Consider the following 23487-nt stretch of genomic DNA (forward strand, 5'->3'; position numbering starts at 1 on the left):
ATGACTCAGCACGATGTTCAATTGTTTGCATTAAGCCAGCCACAGCAACGTATTTGGTACACGGAGCTTGTGTATCCCAATCGCAACACGTCTACGATTATTACTACTGTTAAAATCAAGGGAACGGTTCGCATAGATGCATTGCAGCAGGCAATGAACCGGGTTATTGCACGAAATGATTCTTTTCGTATCAAAATCACGGTTTGGGACGGCATTCCCTATCAATATGTTGAGCCGTTTGCTAATCAAAGCATAGAAACCCTTCAGGTAACCCAGGAGGAAGCTGAGCTATGGGTGAGTCATCATAACGCACAGCCGTTCCCCTTACTGGATTCGCAGCTGTATCGGTTTGTTATTTTGCAGCTGGGGGCAGAAGATACCTGGTTTAGTTTCAAGATGCATCATATTATTTCTGACGGCGTTACCATGGAGCAGGCCATTAATGAAATTACGGGAAATTATATGAATATTGTGCATGGTACAGGTTCAGATGCGCCGGTCCCAGCGAACTCATATCTCGATTTTATTCAGACAGAGCAAAGCTATGAGCAATCAGAACGCTATCAAAAGGATAAGATGTACTGGACGGAGAAATTTGCCAATTTGCCGGAGGTTACAGGTTTAAAATCGTACAATCCGCTCACAGTAAGCACGGCTGCACGCCGGGAGACCTATACACTGGAACATGAATTATATTGTGGTGTCACGGCTTTTTGCGAGGCGCATAACATCAGTATTTTTACATTTTTTCTGGCTGCTCTGTATATTTATTTACATAAAACGACAGGTGAACAAGATTTAACGGTTGGTACATTGTATGCTAACCGTACGTTGAAGAAGGAAAAAAATACAATGGGCATGTTCGTCAGCACTGTGGCTACACGTTTGCAAGTTGAGCCGGAATCCGAGCTGCTTACTTTCCTACAGGGTGTTGGCAAGGAGCAGTCGTCCATTTTGCGGCATCAGCGTTATCCGTATAACAAAATCATACAGGATTTGCGTGAACAACAAAGCGGCACGGATATTGGCCGCCTGTTTGGCGTTACCATTCAGTACCGTACGCTGAGCTTCTCTCGTTTTGATGAAGCTGTTCAGCAGGTGCATACCGATTTCTGCGGAGATACGGTGAGTGACTTTGATATTGCCATGATTGACATGCTGGATGACGATAAACTTGTATTGCAACTGGATTATCGGACCGAGCTGTTCAGCGAGCAGGAAATCGCCCGAATGATTCACCAATTTTTGAGTGTGGTAGAGCATATGGTGAAAGGGCCACAGCAGCGGATTCAGGAGTTGTCACTGATGAGTGACAAAGAGCGGGCACAAATTATGAATGTATTTAATGCGACCACAGTTCCCTTTCCAGACGATGTGGGGATTCATGAGCTATTCAAGAAACAGGCAGAATGTACACCAGATCAGACAGCGGTTATGTTTGGAAGTCAGAGTCTGACTTATCGGGAACTGAATGAACGGTCGAATTCATTGGCACGAATGCTTCAAGCACAGGGAGTAGGACCTGACAAGCTGGTCGGCCTGATGATGCAGCGCTCAGTGGAAATGATCGTAGGCCTGCTGGCTGTTCTAAAAGCAGGCGGTGCTTATGTGCCGATTGATCCCGAATTTCCGTCATCTCGTATTGAATACATGCTGGAAGACAGCAAGGCTGCAGTGCTTCTGACCAGTCGTGATTTGGCAGAAGAGCACCATTGTCAGGCCAATACCATGTTTCTTGAGGATGCAGAATTGTATCAGGGAGACAGCTGCAACCTGGAGGTGATTTCTCACCCAGAGCATTTGGCTTACGTCATCTATACCTCTGGATCGACTGGTAATCCGAAAGGAGTTATGCTCCAGCATCGTTCGGTACTCAACTTTATTACCGGGATGCGTGAAATCATTGACTTTGAAGCTGGTAAAACCATTTTGTCACTCACGACCATTTCATTCGATATTTTCGTCTTGGAAACTATCTTACCGCTATTGGCTGGAATGACGGTTGTGCTTGGCGATCACCAGCATCAATTGGATCCTCAGGCGCTTGGTGAGTTGATTACCCATCATTCTATTGAGATGTTGCAAATGACACCATCCCGGCTGCAGATGCTGCTGGATCATGAAGCTGGTTCCCGCGCGCTGCGGGGCGTAAAGGAAATCATGGTGGGAGGTGAAGCCCTTCCTTCCAAGCTGCTCGCAGCACTGCAAGAAATAAATGGCCCCCGTATTTATAACATGTATGGACCTACAGAAACGACGGTTTGGTCGACCGTACAGGAACTGACTCATGCTCAAGAAATTAATATAGGACGTCCCATCGCGAATACCCAAATATATATCATCAATGCGAATGGGGAATTGCAGCCAGTCGGTGTGCCGGGCGAGTTATGTATAGCAGGGGAAGGCTTGGCCCGTGGGTATTGGAATCTGGAAGATCTGACGGCAGAGAAATTTGTAAATAATCCGTTTGCCGGAGATAAAGCAGGTTATGAACGGATGTACCGTACAGGCGATTTGGCGAGATGGACACTGGACGGCAACATTGAATATTTGGGACGGATGGATCACCAGGTGAAAATCCGGGGCTACCGGATCGAACTGGGCGAGATCGAATCGCAGCTATTGCAGGTGGAGTCGGTACGAGAAGCGGCCGTCGTGGCTCGTGTGGACGAAACAACGGGCCAAAAACAAATGGTGGCATACTATGTGGCCAGTCAAGCAATGGAAGCCAGTAAACTGAGAAGTGAGCTGGGGCGGGAGCTACCAAGCTATATGGTGCCGTCGTATTTCATTCAGTTGGAGCAGATGCCGTTGACACCGAACGGTAAAATCGACCGCAAGTCCCTGCCAGCACCGGAAGGCAGTCAGCAAAGCGGAGCGGATTATGAAGCGCCCCATACTGCGCGGGAACAGGCACTCGCAACGATCTGGCAGTCCGTCCTGGGCGTGCCAACTGTAGGTATTTTGGACAATTTCTTTGATCTGGGCGGCGATTCCATCAAGGCGATTCAAATCGTATCCCGTGCGTTCCAGGCAGGCTACAAGCTGGATATGAAGGATCTGCTTCGGTGTCCAACCATCGCAGCATTGGCACCGCTTATGACAAGTCGTATGGCAGATCAGGGAGAAGTGAGCGGGGAAACGGCATTGCTTCCGATCCATCATTGGTTCTTTGAACAGGAGCAAGTGGACGCGCATCACTTTAATCGGCTGGTTATGCTGCACCGGGAGCAGGGCTTTGACGAAGCTGCTTTGCATCAAGCGCTAATCCAGTTGACGGAGCACCACGATGCACTGCGGATGGTGTTCAGGAAGACCGAGCAAGGCTACCAAGCGTGGAATCGCGGAATACAGGAAGGCGAGCTGTATCATCTGGACGTGCTGGACTTTAGGGATTTGACGGATGAAGTCATCCTAAGCACGAAGATTGAAACGAAAGCAACTGAAATTCAAAACAACATAAACTTGTCTGAAGGACCGCTGGTAAAGCTCGCTCTGTTCCGTTGTACTGATGGAGACCATTTGCTGGTGGCGATCCACCATTTGGTGGTCGACGGCGTATCATGGCGTATTTTGCTGGAGGATCTGGCATCCGGCTATGAGCAGGCTTTACGGGACGAGTCTGTCCGCTTGCCCAATAAGACGGATTCCTTCCGCCTGTGGGCAGATCAACTGGCAGCTTATGCGAACAGCACCGCGTTGGAGAAGGAACGTGCGTATTGGGAGCAGGTGGAGCGAGCTGGTGCTGCTCAAGAGGCATTGCCTAAGGATTACACTCGTAAATCTCAGGCCAAGCCACAGCTTCGTGATGATCGAACACTGACCGTAGCGTGGACGGTCGAAGAAACGGAACAATTCTTGAAACAAGCTCATCGGGCCTACAATACAGAAGCAAACGACCTGCTGCTGACAGCTCTGGGCATCGCCATTCAGGAGTGGGCAGGCATCCGTCAGGTGCTTGTAAACTTGGAGGGTCACGGACGGGAAGCCATTTTGCCGGATATGGATATTACGCGCACGGTCGGTTGGTTTACCAGCCAATTCCCAGTTGTACTGGATATGGGCGAAGACCGGAATGTGGGACAGCGTGTCAAGAACGTCAAGGAAGGGCTGCGCCGTTTGCCGCATAAAGGGATTGGATACGGGATTTTGAGATATCTTGCTGACAGAGAAGGGAAAGCAGCTTTTGTTGCCGAGCCGGAAATCAGTTTTAACTATCTCGGACAATTCGATCAGGATTTGAAAAATAATGCATTCCGCATGTCTCCTTATTCCATCGGGGCCTCCATGAGTGACACATTGACCAAGCGGTATGCGCTGGATATCAACGGCATGATCACAGACGGCGCACTGGAACTGACGATCAGCTACAGCAACAAAATGTTCATGAAAAAATCAATCAAAAAGCTGGCTGATTTACTTCAGGAGAGTTTACGTGAGGTATTGGCTCACTGTGTGGTCAAAGAGTTGCCGGAGCTGACCCCAAGCGACTTGTCCTTCCAAGGACTAACGGCCGGAGAGCTGGATCATATTGTAGAGCAGACGGCTGCTGCGGGGGAACTGGAAAACATTTATTCGTTAACACCCATGCAAAAAGGCATTCTGTTCCACGGCTTAATGGAGCCGCAATCCGGGGCGTATTTTGAGCAGGCGACATTTGATCTACAAGGCAGCTTTCAAGTGGAGGCTTTTGCCGAAAGCCTCAATCAACTGGTGGATCGCCATCAAATATTCAGAACGAATTTTTATAGCGGCTGGAATGAACAGCCTTTACAGGTAGTGTACCGCCACAAACCTGCCGGGTTCCGTTTTGAAGATATACGCTTGATGGGACAAGAAGAGCAGGACGCATACATTGCTGATTTTGCTGAGCGCGACAAAGCCGAAGGCTTTCATTTCAGCTCAGGCGAGCTGATGCGGGTGTCTATTTTACGTACAGGCGAGGAGTCGTACCGCTTTGTGTGGAGCTTCCATCATATTTTGATGGACGGTTGGTGCTTGTTCCTGGTTGTAGGGGAAGCATTTAATACGTACTTTGCCATCCTCGAAGACCGCAAGCCGGAGCTTGTCCCGGTAACACCATACAGCGAATATATTGAATGGCTGGATCGGCAGGACAAGACGGAGGCTGAACGGTTCTGGCGCGATTATTTTGCGGGCTTTGAGCAGCAGACGGTATTGCCGCAGGTCAAACAGCTGGACGGTCACGCTAAAGCATATGAAGCGGACAAGCTTTCGTTTACACTGGGCCGTGAAGTGACGGAGCGGATGAACAAGCTGGTTAAGCAGAAGCAAGTGACGGTCAACACACTTTTGCAAGCAGCGTGGGGCGTTGTGCTACAGCGGTATAACAACAGCCGGGATGTGGTATTTGGCAGTGTCGTATCTGGTAGATCAGCAGATATTCCGGGCATAGACAAAATGATTGGGTTGTTCATTAATACGGTTCCTGTACGGATTCACAGTGAGAAAGATATGACATTTGCTGGGCTGATGAAGCAGATCCAGGAGCAGGCACTGGCTTCCCGTGCCTACGAAACCTATCCGTTGTATGACATTCAGGCCCTGACCGAGCAGAAACAGGACTTGGTAAACCATATTATCGTGTTTGAAAACTACCCGGTAGAACAGCGCATGGAGCAGATGGGTAGCCGTGGCGCGAATGGCTTTACGATTGCCAATGCTTCCATGTCAGAGCAAACGAACTATGATTTCAACATTACCGTTGTGCCGGGTGATGAAATTCATTTCCATTTGGAGTACAACGCGCGAGTGTTGGAACGTGCAGCTGTAGAGCAAATCCGTGAGCATTTGCTGCATATGATTGAAGAAGCGATTCACAGACCAGATGCACGGGTAGATGAGCTTGAATTGGTGACTGCTGCGGAAAAAGCAAAAATCATCGACGGTTTTGGATCCGTGGGCGTATCTGCATGGAGTGATGAAAAGCAATCAGAAGGGTTGTTTCACGCCTATGTGGAAGAACAAGCGCAGCTTGTGCCGGATCATGTGGCAGTGGTATACGAGGAACGGCAGTTTACGTACCGCGAGCTGAACGAGCGTGGAAACCAGCTTGCTCGCAGATTGCGGAATGAGGGCATTGGACGGGAGTCCATTGTCGGTATTTTGAGTGAACGCTCGGTGGACATGCTGGTCGGCGTATTGGCGGTCTGGAAAGCAGGAGGCGCATATGTACCGCTGGATGCGGATTATCCGTCCGATCGGATTCGCTTTATGCTGGAGGACAGTGGTGCGACGGTGCTGCTAACGCAAACCGGTTTGCAAGAGCGTGCACAGGGTTGGCTGGAGGCAAGTCGGCAGGCCTTGGTCGGAGGGCAGACTGAGGGTGAATTGGAAACAGCGGCTGGCGCTGAAACGATGGAAAGAGACAGCCTGAGTGAAGGCGTAAGCTTGAAATCAGATTCGAAGTCTGACAACGAAGAAGCATCCGAACCGGCAACAGGACTGCGTCTGCGTACTGTATTGGCATTGGACGATCAGTCGCTGTACACCGGGGATGTCACGGATATCGAACCGATCAATGAACCGCACGATTTGGCATATGTGATATACACGTCTGGGACAACCGGACGTCCGAAGGGCGTCATGATCGAACATCGCAGCCTGGTAAATACGGCTGCGGCGTATCGCCGGGATTACCGTCTGAACCAGTTCCCAGTACGACTGCTGCAACTGGCCAGCTTCTCTTTCGACGTGTTCGTCGGGGATATGGCACGGACGCTCTATAACGGGGGCACGATGGTCATTTGTCCGAAAGATGACCGCATTGATCCAAGCCGTCTGTACGGCTGGATTCGTGATTACCAGATTACCGTGTTCGAATCGACTCCGGCCCTGATCGTACCGTTTATGCAGCATGTGCATGAACAGGGCCTTGACATGAGCAGCATGGAACTGCTGATCACCAGCTCGGATAGTTGCAGCGTGACGGACTACCGGGTGCTGCAAGAACGGTTTGGCGCAGATATCCGCATCATGAACAGCTACGGCGTCACCGAAGCGGCGATTGACTCCAGCTTCTACGACGAAGAGCTGTCGAAGCTGCCAAGCAGCGGCCATGTGCCGATTGGTCAGGCATGGCTGAACGCCCGCTTCTACATTGTGGACAGCCAGCTGAATCCGGTGCCGATCGGCGTACTGGGTGAGCTGTGCATTGGCGGTGCTGGCGTGGCACGGGGGTACCTGAATCGTGCGGACCTGACCGCTGAGAAATTCGTAGCGAACCCGTACGTACCGGGGGAACGTTTGTATCGCACAGGCGATTTGGCGCGGTGGATGCCGGACGGTAATGTGGACTTTATTGGCCGGATGGACTATCAGGTCAAAATTCGGGGCTACCGGATCGAGCTGGGCGAGATTGAAACGGCGATCCAGCGAGTGCCAGGTGTGCGTCAAGCCGTAGTCATCGACCGGACGGACGAGCGTGGAAACAAATATTTGTGCGGATACATCACGGGAGAAGCCGAGCTGCGGATTGAGGAGGTACAGGCAGCGCTGGAAGCCGGTTTGCCAGCGCACATGGTGCCTGCGCGCCTGATGCGACTGGAGATCATCCCGCTGACCAGCAACGGCAAAATCGACCGCAAGGCTTTGCCGGAGCCAGAAGGCAGCATCCATACGGGAGCAGCCTATGTAGCCCCGCGTACCACAGTGGAGCAAGTACTGGCTGCGGTATGGGCTGGAGTACTGGGCGTGGAAGCCGTAGGCACGCAGGATAACTTCTTTGAGCTGGGTGGCGATTCGATCAAAGCACTGCAAGTATCGTCTCGCTTGCTGCAAGCAGGCTATCGATTGAACATGAAAGACCTCTTTAGTAATCCGACAGTAGCAGCACTCAGTCCTTTGCTTCGTACAGATGGCAAGATGGCCAGTCAGGAAGAGGCAGTAGGCCCGGTGGAACTGACACCTATTCAGCGATGGTTCTTCGAGCAGCAGCCGGCCGACCTGCACCACAGCAACCAGGCGATGATGCTGTATCGAGCTGGGCGCTTTGACGTCGACGCGTTGCGCCGTACGATGGACCGTATGGTCCAGCATCATGACGCATTGCGCACGGTATTCCGTGAGACGGAGCAGGGCTATGTCGCTTGGAACCGCAGTGTAGCGGAAGGCGAGCTATACACGCTGGACATTGTAGATTTCAGCGCAGTGGAAGACGAATCCACCGCTGTCGAAGCCAAGGCGAGTGAAATCCAAGCCAGCATTCATTTGAGCGAGGGTCCGCTTGTGAAGCTTGGTCTGTTCCACTGCGCTGAGGGCGACCATTTATTAATCGTCATTCATCATTTGGTTGTAGACGGCGTATCGTGGCGTATTTTGCTGGAGGATTTGGCATCCGGTTATGAGCAGGCTGTTGCAGGTCAAACCGGCACAGCGATCCGACTGCCGCATAAAACAGATTCATTCCAGGTATGGGCCAAACAGCTGTCAGCCTATGCCAGCAGTGCGACGATGGAGCGGGAGCTTGCTTACTGGCAACATATCGAACAAGCAGAAGCTAGCCTTGCGAAGCCTTTGCCGAAGGATTTTGCAAATGACAATGCTCTGCTTGGAGACAGTGAGGTTGTGACGGTCCGCTGGACGAAGCAGGAAACCGAGCAGCTGCTCAAACAAGCTCATCGCGCGTACAACACGGAAATGAATGACCTGTTGCTGGCTGCGCTCGGAAAAGCAGTCTATGACTGGTCTGGTTCCGAACGGGTGCTGGTCAATCTGGAGGGCCATGGACGGGAAGCCATTGTACCGGATGTGGATATTACGCGCACGGTCGGCTGGTTTACGAGCCAGTTCCCGGTTGTACTGGATGGAAGTTTGGGACAAGGGGGACATACCGCTCGTCTGATCAAAAAGATCAAGGAAGGGCTGCGTCATATTCCGCAAAAAGGCATCGGCTACGGTATTTTACGATACCTGTCAGATATGAATATGCTGGAGAAAGCAGGCGTGCGGTTACAGGCTCAGCCTGAGATCAGTTTTAACTATTTGGGCCAATTCGATCAGGATTATAAAGGCAATGATCTACAGCCTTCCGCCTATTCTATCGGTGTGCCTGTCAGCACGAACGCGACTATGGATTTTGCGCTGGATATCAATGGAGTGATCGAAGATGGCGAGTTGATGTTCACGATTCGCTACGGCACAACACAGTTCCGTCATGAAACGATTGAACGGCTTGGAGAGCTGCTGGCATCCAGCTTGCGTGAGGTGATTCATCACTGTGTTGCCCAAGAAAGAACGATGCTAACCCCAAGTGATGTCCTGTTGAACCATGTAACGCTGGATGAGCTGGAGCAATTGGTGGAAGATACGCGAGATCTGGGCGAGCTGGAAAATGTGTATGCCTTGACGCCGATGCAAAAGGGGATGCTCTTTTACAGCTTGATGGATGAGAATTCAGCGGCTTATTTTGAGCAGGCCACCTTTGAGTTGAACGGGCGTTTTGATGTGGTCACTTTCGGTAAAAGTTTTGATTTGCTCGTACAGCGTCATGAGGCATTGCGGACGAACTTTATCAGTTCATGGAAGGACGAGCCTGTACAGGTCGTTTTCCGCAATCGTAGCGGACAATTATACTATGAAGACCTGCGCGGACTGGAAAAAGAGGAACGAAAAGCTCAAGTTGAAGCTTTTACCCTTGCCGATAAAGCAAAAGGATTCAATCTCGCAGAGGGCGCACTCATTCGTATCTCCATCCTGCAAACCGGGGATGAAACGTATCACTTTATCTGGAGCTTCCATCACATTTTGATGGATGGCTGGTGCTTGTCCTTTATGACACAGGAGGTATTCGGTAGCTATCTGGCACTGCGTGCGGGATGGGAGCCAGTACTGGAGCCAGTCACGCCGTTCAGTCGATTTATTGAATGGCTGGAACGTCAGGACCGTGAGGCAGCCTTGCAATACTGGAGTGGGTATTTGGCGGACTATGAGCAGCAAATTACGCTTCCTCAGCAAAAAACACAGCCTAAATCGATGCACGTCGGGGAATATATCGCTGAAGATCTGGATTGCGAATTCCAGCCAGAGCTGGTTGCCCAGATTGAACGGGTGGCGAAGCAAAATCAGGTCACGATCAATACGCTGATTCAGACGGTATGGGGCGTTCTGTTGCAAAAATATAACAACAGTACGGATGTCGTGTTCGGTAGCGTCGTGTCCGGTCGTCCAGGGGATATTCCAGGCGTGGAGCACATGATCGGGCTGTTCATTAATACCATTCCAGTGCGTGTGCAGTCTGAACAAGGCGAAACCTTTGTCGAGCTGATGAAACGAACCCAGCAGCAGGCGCTGGCTTCCAATGCCTACGATGCGTTCCCGCTGTATGAAATTCAGGCGCTGGCCGAGCAGAAACAGGATTTAATCAATCATATTATGATATTTGAAAATTATCCGGTGGAGCAACAGGTAGAGCAGTTGGGCAGTGAAGGACAGGAGCCCTTCACAATTTCGAATGTGGTGTCTACAGAGGAAACCAACTACGAGCTGAACGTCGTCGTTATGCCGGGAGAAGGCATTAAAATTCGTTTTATGTATAACACGCTCAGCTTTGATCAAGCAGGTATTGAGCGTCTATATGGGCATTTCGCACGTCTGCTGGAGCAAATTTCGCTCAACCCGCATGTTCGGGTTGAAGAGCTGGAACTACTCACAGCAGCGGAAAAACAACAGATTACAGCGGCATTTAATGACACCGCTTGTGCATTCCCATGCAAACAGACGATCCATCAGCTGTTCGAGGAGCAGGTAGAATATACGCCAGACCAGGTGGCATTGGTGTTTGGACATCAGAGTCTGACTTATCGGGAACTGAATGAACGGGCCAACTCATTGGCACGCATACTTCAAGCACAGGGAGTAGGACCTGACAAACTGGTCGGCCTGATGGTGCATCGCTCAGTAGAAGTGATCGTAGGTCTGCTGGCCGTTCTAAAAGCAGGTGGTGCTTATGTGCCAATTGATCCCGAATTTCCGTCCTCTCGTATTGCATACATGCTGGAAGATAGCGAGGCCACAGTGCTTCTGACCAATCGTGATCTGTTGGAAGAGCATCATTGCCACGCCAATGCAATATTTCTTGAAGATAAAGAATTGTATCAGGGAGAGAACGGCAACCTGGAGACAGTTGCTCAGCCAGAGCATTTGGCATACGTCATCTATACGTCTGGTTCGACTGGAAATCCGAAAGGAGTTATGCTCCAGCATCGCTCGGTCCTCAATTTTATTACAGGGATGCGCGAAGTCATTGACTTTGAAGCCAGCCAAACCATTTTGTCACTGACGACCATTTCATTCGATATTTTTGTCTTGGAAACCATCTTGCCTCTGCTGGGTGGAATGACGGTCGTGCTTGGCGACAGCCAGCATCAGGTGAATCCTCAGGCACTAGGTGAATTGATTGCTCATCATCATATTGAGATGTTGCAAATGACACCATCCCGGGTGCAAATGCTGCTGGGTCATGAAGCAGGCTCCCGCGCGCTGCAAGGCGTGAAGGCAATTATGGTCGGGGGCGAAGCCCTTCCGTCCAAGCTGCTCGCAACACTGCAAGAAATAAACGGTCCCCGTATTTACAATATGTACGGACCTACAGAAACGACAGTTTGGTCGACTGTGCAGGAACTGACCCATGCTCAACAAATTAACATTGGACGCCCTATCGCGAATACCCAAATATTTATCATGAATGCGAATGGGGAGTTGCAGCCAGTCGGTGTGCCGGGTGAGTTATGTATTGCCGGGGAAGGATTGGCCCGTGGGTATTGGAAACGTGAAGAACTGACGGCCGAGAAATTTGTAAATAATCCGTTTGCTGGTGACAAGGCAGACCATGAGCGGATGTATCGTACAGGCGATTTGGCAAGATGGATGCCGGATGGCAACATTGAATATTTGGGTCGGATGGACCATCAAGTGAAAATCAGAGGCTACCGGATCGAACTGGGCGAGATCGAATCGCAGCTGCTGCAGATGGAGTCCGTACAAGAAGCGGTCATCATGGCCCGCACGGACGAAACGGGTCAAACCCAGCTAGTGGCGTACTACGTGGCGAGTCAAGAGCTTGGAGCTAATGAGCTGAGGCAGGAGCTGGGACAAGAGCTGCCAAGCTATATGGTGCCGTCGTATTTCATCTGGTTGGAGCAGATGCCGCTGACACCGAACGGTAAAATCGACCGCAAGGCACTGCCTGCACCGGAAGGCAGTCTGCACAGCGGTGCGGATTATGCAGTGCCACGCACTGTAACGGAACGAGCACTCGTAGCGATCTGGCAGTCCGTCCTGGGCGTGCCAACTGTAGGTACTTTGGACAATTTCTTTGACCTGGGCGGCGATTCCATCAAGGCGATTCAAATCGTGTCGCGTGCGTTCCAGGTAGGCTACAAGCTGGACATGAAAGATTTGTTCCGCTATCCAACCGTTGCAACACTGGCACCGCATATGCATGAGACAAGTCGTATGATAGATCAGGGAGAAGTAACTGGAGAAACGACTTTGCTTCCGATCCAGCACGGGTTCTTTGCACAGGAGCAAGTAGACGTGCATCACTTTAATCAGGCGGTTATGCTGCACCGGGAGCAGGGTTTTGATGAGTCTGCTCTGCGTCAGGCACTTGGCAAACTAGCAGCGCACCATGATGCACTGCGGATGGTGTTCAGCAAGACCGAGCAAGGCTACCAAGCATGGAACCGCGGAATACAGGAAGGCGAGCTGTACCACCTGGATGTGCTGGACTTTAGCAATTTGACGGATGAAGTCATGCTCAACACGGCAATTGAGACGAAAGCCAGTGAAATTCAAAGCAGTATTCAACTGCAAGAAGGGCCGCTGTTAAAGGCTGGCTTGTTCCACTGTGCAGACGGGGATCATCTCCTGATGGCAATTCACCATTTGGTCGTGGACGGGTTATCATGGCGTATTTTGTTCGAGGATTTGGCTGTAGCTTATGAACAGGCCATCCGTGAAGAGGCGCTCCAGTTACCAGACAAAACGGATTCATTCCGTTTCTGGTCACAAAAACTTTCCACCTATGCGAATAGCGCGACCATGGAAAGTGAACACACCTACTGGGAACAATGGAACGCAGCCGCTTTGTTAGACCAAGTACGTTTGCCTGAGGATCAAGGGCAGGCTGAGCCATTTACCCTAGCTGACACGGATACAGTGGACTTCCAGCTTACGGAAGAAGAGACAGAAAAACTATTGAAGCAAGCACACCGCGCATATAACACGGAAGTGAACGATCTGCTGCTGACCGCATTGGGCATGACGCTGTACACGTGGACGGGTCATGAACGCAGTCTGATTCATTTAGAGGGACACGGACGTGAGAACATTTTGCCGGATACGGACCTTTCTCGTACAGTAGGCTGGTTTACGAGTCAATATCCGGTATGGCTTGACATCGGCCGTGATCACGCTTTGTCGGAATGCATCAAACAGGTCAAAGAGAGTCTGCGTCATATTCCTAATAAAGGAATTGGCTATGGAATTTGGAGATATCTGAATGAATCTGGTCAAGCCGTTGGTCAACATCAAGCTTTTGCCGAGCCACAAGTAAGCTTTAACTATCTCGGACAGTTTGATCAGGACTTGCAAAACAGCGATATCCGTATGTCTCCTTACTCGATGGGATCGGTCATTAGTGACCGTACGAAGATGAAATATACGCTCGAAGTGAGCGGAATCGTAACGAACGGCATCCTGGAACTGGAGATTCGGTATAACGGAAAAGCCTTCCGTAAGGACACCGTGCAGATGCTGGCTGATCTGTTGAAATCCAATCTGCTTGAAATGATCGAGCATTGTGTCACACGGGAGCGGACCGAATTGACTCCAAGTGATGTACTGTTTAAAGGTCTGACCCTGGAGCAATTAGATACGATTAAGGAGCAGACAAAGACGCTTGGGGAATTGGAAAATGTGTACCCGCTAACGCCAATGCAAAAGGGTATGCTGTTCCACAGTTTGATGAATGCAGAAACAGGCGTGTATTTTGAGCAGGCGACCTTTGATCTTGAGGGCTACTTTACACCGTCTATATTCGAGGAAAGCTTGAAGCTGCTGGTTAGTCGACATGCTATATTACGGACGAATTTCTATAGTGGCTGGCATGGTCAACCGTTGCAGATTGTCTATCGTCATAAAAATCCGAGCTTCTTTTATGAGGATGTCAGAGGGTGTGAACAGGCTGTAGCTGAATTTGTGGCCCAGGACAAAGCTCGAGGCTTTGATTTAAGCAAGGATGCGCTCATGCGCGTAGCTGTCTTCCGCACGGGTGATCGCTCATACCGTTTTGTATGGAGCTTCCATCATATTGTGATGGACGGCTGGTGCCTGTCCCTGATGACGGACGAAGTGTTTGGTGCATATGTTGCCTTGCTGGAGAATAAGCAGCCAGAGCTCGCACCTGTCAAGCCGTATAGTGACTATATCGAATGGTTGGAACATCAAGATGCACGGGAAGCGACCCGTTATTGGAGTAACTATTTGGCAGGTTTTGGGCAGCAAACATTGTTGCCTAGTGAGAACGTGCAAGCTTCTGTAGTAGAACGCGATGAAGATACAGACAGAAGCGGTGGAAGTTCAAATTCCGGTTATGTTTCGGAAAAGCTGCCATTTATGTTGGGTAAAGAACGGAGTGCCACATTAAACCGAATTGCCAAGCAACAACATGTAACGATTAACACATTGCTGCAGAGCGTTTGGGGCGTTATTTTACAGAAATACAATAATAATCAGGATGTTGTGTTTGGTAGTGTTGTATCCGGTCGTCCGGCAGAAATTGCAGGCGTAGAGAACATGATCGGTTTGTTTATCAACACGATTCCGGTACGGATATGCAGTGCACCAGATGCTACATTTGCTGAAGTATTGCAGCGTACACAGGAACAGGCTTTGGCCTCCAGTGTCTATGATACGTTCCCGCTGTACGACATTCAGGCACTGACTGAACAAAAACAAGACCTAATTCATCACATCATGGTCTTTGAAAACTACCCAATCGGGCAGCAGATGAAGCAGATGGGCGGTTCCGGCGAGACAAAGGCACAAACAGGCTTCTCTATTGCCAATGTGGCACTTGCAGAGCAAACCAACTACGATTTTAATCTGATTGTCGTACCTGATGAGGATATCTCTATCCTGTTTGAATACAATGCGCTGGTGTATAACCGGTCTGCAGTGGAGCGTATCTATGGTCATATCAACCATGTCATCGGACAAATCGTGGACAATCCGCATATCCATGTGAATGAGCTGGAATTGGTGACACCGGAAGAGCAGACACAGATCGTTCAGGTGTGGGGAGATACGGCGGCAGCCTATCCGCAGGATCAAACGCTAAGCGCATTATTCGAGCAGCAGGCAGCGAACACGCCGGAGCAAGTGGCGGTGTTGTGCGGAGCGGAATCGTTGACCTACGCAGAGCTGAATGAGCGAGCCAACCGTCTCGCACGCACCTTGCGTGCCGAAGGGGTTGAACCGGATCAGCCGGTAGGCATTCTGGTCCACCGTTCACTGGACATGATCGTAGGCATCTATGCGATCCTGAAGGCAGGCGGAGCCTATGTGCCGATTGATCCGGAATATCCGGCCGACCGCATCCGCTTTATGCTGGAGGACTCAGGCGCGAAGCTGGTGCTGACGCAATCGCATCTGGCGGAGCAAGCATCGCTGAGTTTCGACGGCCAGGTGCTGATACTGGATCACGAGGACATCTATCACGAAGATGGCTCGAATCTGGAGCCACTGGCTGGATCGCACCATGTCGCCTATGTCATTTATACCTCTGGCTCCACGGGAAAACCGAAGGGCGTGATGGTGGAACACTATTCCGTGCTGAACCGGATTTTGTGGATGCATGATCGGTACGGCTTGAGTGCGGAAGATACGATCCTGCAAAAGACCGCCTTCACCTTCGACGTGTCGGTGTGGGAGCTGTTCTGGTGGTCGATGGTCGGCTCGAAGGTAAGCCTGCTGTCCGTGGGCGGGGAAAAGAACCCGGAAGATATCGTCGAAACGATTGCCCGCGATGGCGTGAGCACGATGCACTTTGTTCCAGCCATGCTGCATGCGTTCCTGGAGTACGTTGAGCAGCAGCCACGGGAAGTGATGCAAGCGAAGCTGGGCACACTGCGCCATGTCTTTGCCAGTGGTGAAGCGTTGCCGCCACAGCATGTGGCCAGGTTCCAGCGGCTCGTATCGAGCCTGACCGGAGCGAAGCTGATCAACCTGTACGGCCCAACCGAAGCGACGGTGGACGTATCGTACTTTGATTGCGAGCCGGATGAGGAATATACAGTTATCCCGATCGGGAAACCGATTCAAAATATCCGTCTGTATATCGTGAAGGAAGGCACGGAGCAATTGCAGCCGATTGGTGTGGCAGGGGAACTGTGCATCGGCGGTGTCGGCGTAGCCAGAGGTTACCTGAACCGTCCGGAGCTGACGGCCGAGAAATTTGTAGAGAACCCGTTTGCCGGAGGCAAAGCAGGCTATGAACGGATGTACCGCACCGGCGATTTGGCGAGATGGATGCCGGACGGCAACATTGAATATCTGGGCCGGATCGATCATCAGGTGAAAATCAGGGGTTATCGGATTGAGCTGGGCGAGGTCGAATCGCAGCTGCTCCAGGTGGAATCGGTACGCGAAGCGGTCGTCGTGGCCCGTATGGACGAAATGGGCCAAAACCACATGGTGGCCTACTATGTCGCGGGACAAGAAGTCGAGGCCAGCAAGCTAAGAAGTGAGCTGGGACGGGAGTTGCCAGGCTACATGGTGCCATCCTACTTTGTACAACTGGAACAGCTGCCACTGACACCGAATGGCAAAATCGACCGCAAGGCCTTGCCTGCACCAGAGGGCAGCCTGCAAACCGGAGTCGATTATGCCGAGCCGCGTACGGCGCAAGAACGCGCTTTGGTAGCCGTCTGGGAGTCGGTACTGGGGTTGCAGACGGTCGGTATTCTGGACAATTTCTTCGATCTGGGCGGTGATTCGATCAAGGCGATCCAAATCGCCTCCCGTGCGTTCCAGGCCGGCTATAAGCTGGACATGAAGGATTTGTTCCAGTATCCAACCGTTGAAGCCCTGGCACCGCATATGCAAGAGGTCCGTCGTATGGCAGATCAGGAAGAAGTCAGCGGGGAAACGGCGCTACTTCCGATCCAGCATTGGTTCTTTGCGCAGGAGCGCGAGCGTCCACAGCACTTTAATCAAGCGGTCATGCTCTATCGCGCGGAGGGCTTTGAGGAGATGGCAATTCGCCAAGCCATGGATCACCTCGTGAAGCATCATGATGCGCTGCGTACGGTATTCCATCAGACTTCCGCTGGTTATACAGCTTGGACTCGCCATGTAGAGGAAGGCACGTTATATACACTGGAAATGGTAGATTACCGTGAACGGGCCGCTTATGCGGAAGCGCTGGAAGCGAAGGCAACGGAAATCCAAAGCAGCATGGACCTGTCCGCAGGACCTTTGGTGAAACTCGGATGGTTCCGCACAGCGGAGGGCGACCATCTGCTGATCGCCATTCACCACTTGGTGGTGGACGGGGTGTCGTGGCGGATTCTGTTTGAAGATTTCTCGACAGGCTACGAGCAGGCGATCCAGGGCGAGTCCGTACGATTGCCCTATAAAACAGATTCCTTCCAAAAATGGGCACGGGAGTTGTCCTCTTATGCTAACCGTCCTGAGGCTGCATCGGATGAAGTCTATTGGAAGCAGCTGGAACAGGTCAAAGCTGAAGCTGCACCACTGCCTAAGGATTTTGCCTACGAGGGCTCCGTGAATGCAGACAGCGAAGTGCTAACGGTGGAGTGGACTGAAGCTGAAACCCAGCAACTGCTGAAGCAGGCCCATCGCCCCTATAACACCGAGGTCAATGATTTGCTGCTGACCGCGCTGGGACTCGCGGTGCACAACTGGACAGGTGCAGGACATGTACTGGTGAACCTGGAGGGCCATGGTCGGGAAGCGATCTTGCCAGAGGTGGATATTACACGTACAGTAGGCTGGTTTACGAGCTTGTATCCAGTGCTGCTGGAGACCGGCAAAGAAATGACACTGGCAGAGCGGATTAAAGAAACGAAGGAAGGCCTGCGGCGTATTCCGCATAAAGGGCTTACCTATGGCACTTGGCGTTACCTGTCCTCTGCGTTGCCTGCAGATGAAGTGGGCACGATCGCAGCAGAACCGGAAATCAGCTTTAACTATTTGGGGCAGGTCGATCAAGATCTGCAAAACAGTGGAATTACGTTGTCCTCCTACCGTGCAGGGGAAACAGAGGATGCCCATTCACCGTTACTGTACACGCTGGATTTGAACGCGATGATCTCAGAAGGCAAGCTGCGCTTGACGATCGCTTACAGCCGTAAGCAGTATCGTAAAGAAACGCTGGAACAGGTGGCGGGGCTGCTGCAATCCGCTTTGCAGGAGGTCATTACGCATTGCGTCGCTCAAAAGCAGCCTCAGCTGACGCCAAGTGATGTATCCTTCAAAGGTCTGACGACTGGAGAGCTGGAACAGATCGCGGAACAGGCAGCACGTATCGGTGAGCTGGAAAATGTATACGCACTGACGCCGATGCAGAAGGGCATGCTCTTTTACAATCTGATGGATTCGCAATCGGGAGCTTATTTTGAACAGGCCTCCTTTGATCTGCGAGGACATTTTAATATCGCTGCCTTTGCAGCCAGTTTGGATGTCTTGGTGCAGCGGCATACGGTACTGCGCACGAACTTCTACAGCGGCTGGAAGGATGAACCGCTTCAGGTCGTGTACCGGAATAAGCGCAGCGAACTGTATGTTGAAGATTTAAGGGACATGGAGGACGAGCAGCAAAACGAGTACATCCTCGAATTTACGCGCCAAGACAAGCAAAGAGGCTTTGATCTGGCGCAGGATGTTTTGATGCGTGTGGCTGTTTTGCGCACAGGTGAGGAATCGTACCGTTTTGTATGGAGCTTCCATCATATCGTGATGGACGGCTGGTGCTTGTCGCTGGTGACCAACGAAGTGTTTGCGAGTTATTTTGCGATACTGGCTCATAAACAACCTGAACTGGCCCCTGTAACGCCGTACAGTCAATATATCGAATGGCTGGAACAGCAGGATCGTCAGGCCGCATCAAGCTACTGGAGCAAGGTTCTGGAAGGATATGAGGAGCAGTCCCGTTTGCCACAGGCAAAAATTCAGGGTAAGACGGGGTATCAGGCGGAGCGTTTGGATTTTGATTTGGGCGCAGACCTCACAGCTGGTATTCAGCGCATAGCCAAGCGTTATCAGGTCACCATCAATACGTTGATGCAAACCGTTTGGGGCCTTTTGCTGCAAAAATATAATGGCACCGATGATGTCGTGTTTGGCAGTGTAGTATCTGGACGTCCGGCAGACATTCCGAATGTGGAGCATATCATTGGTCTGTTTATCAATACGATTCCGGTGCGTATCCGCAGTCAGGTGGACAGCGTATTCTCCGACGTGATGAAGCACATCCAGGAGCAATCGATTGCTTCCCATGTGTATGATACGTATCCGTTGTATGAAATTCAGGGGCTGTCGGAGCTTAAGCAGGATTTGATCAACCATATTCTTATTTTTGAAAATTATCCGGTAGAGGAACAAATCGAGCAATTAGGTAGTAGTGAGGCGTCCAGCTTCACGATCACAGGAGCCGAGTCTGTCGAGCAGACCAACTATGACTTTAACGTGGTAGTGCTGCCGGGGAATACCATTCACATGAGCTTTGGCTATAATGCCCTAGCCTTTGAACGGGAAAGTGTGGAGCAAATTCGAGGTCATCTGGTGCAGCTACTGGAGCAGGTGACAGCGAATCCGAACATTCGCGTACATGAACTGGACATGGTTACGATGCAGGAGCGTAAGCAAATCGTTGAGGTGTGGGGCAATACAGCGGCAGCCTATGCAAGCGAGCAAACGATTCACGGCTTGTTCGAGGCGCAAACCGCGCAGACGCCAGAGCAGACAGCCTTGTTCTTTGAAGGAGAGCAGCTGACTTATCGCGAGCTGAATGAACGCGCCAATCGATTAGCGCGTACCTTGCGCAGTCAAGGCGTGACGAAAGATCGTTTGGTGGGTCTGATGACCGAGCGGTCGGTGGACATGCTTGTGGGCATCTTCGGGATTTTAAAAGCCGGAGGCGCCTATGTTCCTATCGATCCAACCTATCCGGAGGAACGTATCCGCTATATGCTGGATGACTCGGGAGCGAAGCTGCTATTGACACAAAGTCATCTGGTGGACAAAGCCGTTATCGACGGTCAAGTGCTGGTATTGGATGGGGAACAATCGGTGTACCACGAGGATGGTTCCAACCTGGAGCCGCTGTCTGGTCCAAACGATTTGGCGTATGTGATCTACACGTCAGGTACAACCGGGCAGCCGAAGGGCGTGATGCTGGAGCACCACGGGCTGTGCAATCTGAAAACGTATTTTGATCAGACGCTCAAGATTCGTGCGTCGGATCATGCGCTGCTATTTGCCAGCTACTCGTTTGATGCGGCTTGCTGGGAAATCTTCCAGGCGCTGTTCTGCGGGGCTACGTTATACGTGCCAACAACAGAGACGATTTTGAACTACGAACGGTTTGAGCAATATATGGCGGATCACCACATTACGGTGGCTGCTTTGCCGCCAACTTATGCAGTGTATTTGGAGCCGGGGCGGATGCCGCACCTGCGTATTCTGTTCACTGCGGGTTCAGCCTCATCCACCGAACTGGTATACAAGTGGAAGGATCAGGTGGCGTACTACAATGGCTATGGTCCAACCGAAAACTCGGTGGCAACATCCATCTGGCCGGTATCCGAGGATGAAAGGGCAGGACAACTCATTTCCATCGGACGTCCTGTGCCGAATCACCGGGTATACATGGTGGATGTCCATGGACATTTGGCGCCGGTCGGCGTAGCAGGTGAGCTGTGCGTGTCCGGTCCGGGTCTGGCGCGTGGTTATCTGGATCGCCCAGAGCTGACGGCGGAGAAATTCGTAGCGAACCCGTTTGCGGCGGGTGAAGCAGGCTATGAACGAATGTACCGTACGGGGGACTTGGCGAGATGGATGCCTGATGGCAACATTGAATATTTGGGCCGGATCGACCATCAGGTGAAAATCCGGGGCTACCGGATCGAACTCGGCGAAGTCGAGGCACAAATGTTGAAAGTGGAAAACGTGCAAGAAGTCATCGTCCTGGCTCAAGCGGATGAGCAGGGACAAAACCAACTGGTGGCGTACTATGTCGCTGAAAGAGACGTAAGCGCTGGGGAGCTGCGCGGCTTCCTGGGTGAGGAGCTGCCAAACTACATGGTGCCTTCGTATTTCATCCAGCTGGAGCAGATGCCGCTGACACCGAACGGCAAAATCGACCGTAAGGCCCTGCCGGCACCGGAAGGCAGTCTGCAAAGCGGAGCGGATTATGTAGAGCCGCGCACAGCGCTGGAGCAGACGTTGGCTTCGATTTGGCAGTCTGTATTAGGAACGAAGAACATCGGTATTTTGGATAATTTCTTTGATCTGGGCGGCGATTCGATCAAAGCAATCCAGGTATCCTCCCGCTTGCTGCAAGCGGGCTACAAGCTGGACATGAAGGATTTGTTCCAATATCCGTCCATTTCGCTGCTGAGTGGTCATGTACACCCAGTCAGCCGTACGGCCGATCAGGGCGAGGTTTCGGGCAGCGTCAAGCTGACCCCGATCCAGCAGTGGTTCTTTGGACTATCGTCGGCAGAGCCGCACTATTTTAACCAGTCGGTAATGCTGCATCGAGCAGAAGGCTTTGATATAGATGCATTGCATCGCACGGTGACCCAGGTGACGGAGCATCATGATGCGCTGCGTATGGTCTTCCGTCAGACCGAACAGGGCTATGAGGCGTGGAATCGCGGTGTGAACGAAGGCGAGCTGTATCATCTGGACGTTGTAGATTTGACAGGCGTCGAAGATACGGCAGATGTGATGATGGCGATTGAGATGAAAGCCAATGCCATCCAAAGCTCCATTCATCTGGATGAAGGACCGCTGGTGAAGCTGGGACTTTTCCGCTGCATGGATGGAGATCATTTACTGATTGCCATTCACCATTTGGTTATAGACGGGATCTCATGGCGGATTGTGTTTGAAGATTTTGCGACTGGATATGAGCAGGCCGTTCGGGGAGAAGCGATTCGCTTGCCTTATAAAACGGATTCGTTCTCTGCTTGGGCAGAGCGGTTGTCTCAATATGCGAATAGTCCAGCCATTGACAACGAACGCGAATACTGGCAGCGTCTTGCCCACATAGAAGTTGCATCGCTACCTAAGGATCAAGACAAAGCAGCAGGACAGCCTTTTTGGGTCAGAGATAGTGAGACGGTGACCGTGGCTTGGAACGAACAGGAAACCCGGTTGCTGCTTCAGGAATCACATCGTGCGTACAATACGGAGGTCAATGATCTGCTGTTAACCGCACTCGGCAGCGCATTGTACAACTGGAGCGGTCAGGAGCGTGTGCTGGTCAATCTGGAGGGACATGGCCGGGAAGCTATTGTTCCAGATATGGATATTACACGTACCGTGGGCTGGTTTACGAGTCAGTATCCGGTGCTGCTGGATGTCGATGGAAAGGCAGAGATTGGGCAGCGCATCAAGCGGGTCAAAGAGGACCTGCGTCATGTGCCGCATAAGGGCATTGGCTACGGTATTTTGAAGTATATGTCTTCGGATGATGCTACCTCTTCCTGGAGCCTGCAGCCAGAGATCAGCTTTAACTATTTGGGACAATTTGATCAGGATTTGGAACAAAGCGATATCGTGCTGTCTTCGCATACGGACGGAGAGCCGATGAGTGGTTATACCGTGCTGGAGCAGCCGCTGAATGTGAACGGCATGATTACAGCAGGCGTGCTGACACTGGAAATTCGCTATGACAGACAAGTATATCATCAGCAAAACGTAGAAAAATTTGCGCAGTTGCTACGGGAAAGCTTGCAGGAAGTAATCAAGCATTGTGCCTCCCAAGAGCGGAGCGAACTAACGCCAAGCGATGTCTTGTTCAAAGGCTTGTCGTTGGAACAACTGGAGCAATTGACGGAGCAAACGGCTTCTGTGGGCGAACTGGAAAATGTGTATGCTCTTTCTCCCATGCAGAAAGGGATGCTGTTCCATAGCTTGATGGAGCCAGACTCAGGCGCATACTTCCAGCAAGCATCGTTTGATCAAAAAGGCAGCTTCGATGTTGCTGTTTTCCGCAAGAGCCTAGATCTGCTGACACAGCGTCATGAAGCGCTGCGGACGAATTTCTATCGGTTTGAGACCGGACATGGTCAGGAGCCATTGCAGATTGTATTCCGTCACAAAGATAGTGACCTTTCCTACAAGGATGTACGCGGAATGCAGAAAGCAGAACAACAGGCGTATATCCAGGCGTTGAAGCAGGAGGATCAGGCTCGGGGCTTTGATCTCGGTACG

The 23487-nt window shown here is 51.4% G+C and carries 1 protein-coding gene (cut by a window edge); it reads left to right on the top strand.

The annotated features are described in order from the left end of the window. Positions 1 to 23487 carry the 5' portion of a non-ribosomal peptide synthase/polyketide synthase gene (locus tag EGM68_RS12540; RefSeq protein WP_129549303.1) on the top strand. Its footprint extends 18756 nt past the window's final position, so 23487 of the gene's 42243 nt are visible here — the first part of the coding sequence; it begins with the start codon at positions 1 to 3; its stop codon lies off the right edge, out of view.

This window comes from Paenibacillus sp. M-152, from assembly GCF_003856555.1.
GTDB classification, from domain to species: domain Bacteria; phylum Bacillota; class Bacilli; order Paenibacillales; family Paenibacillaceae; genus Paenibacillus; species Paenibacillus polymyxa_C.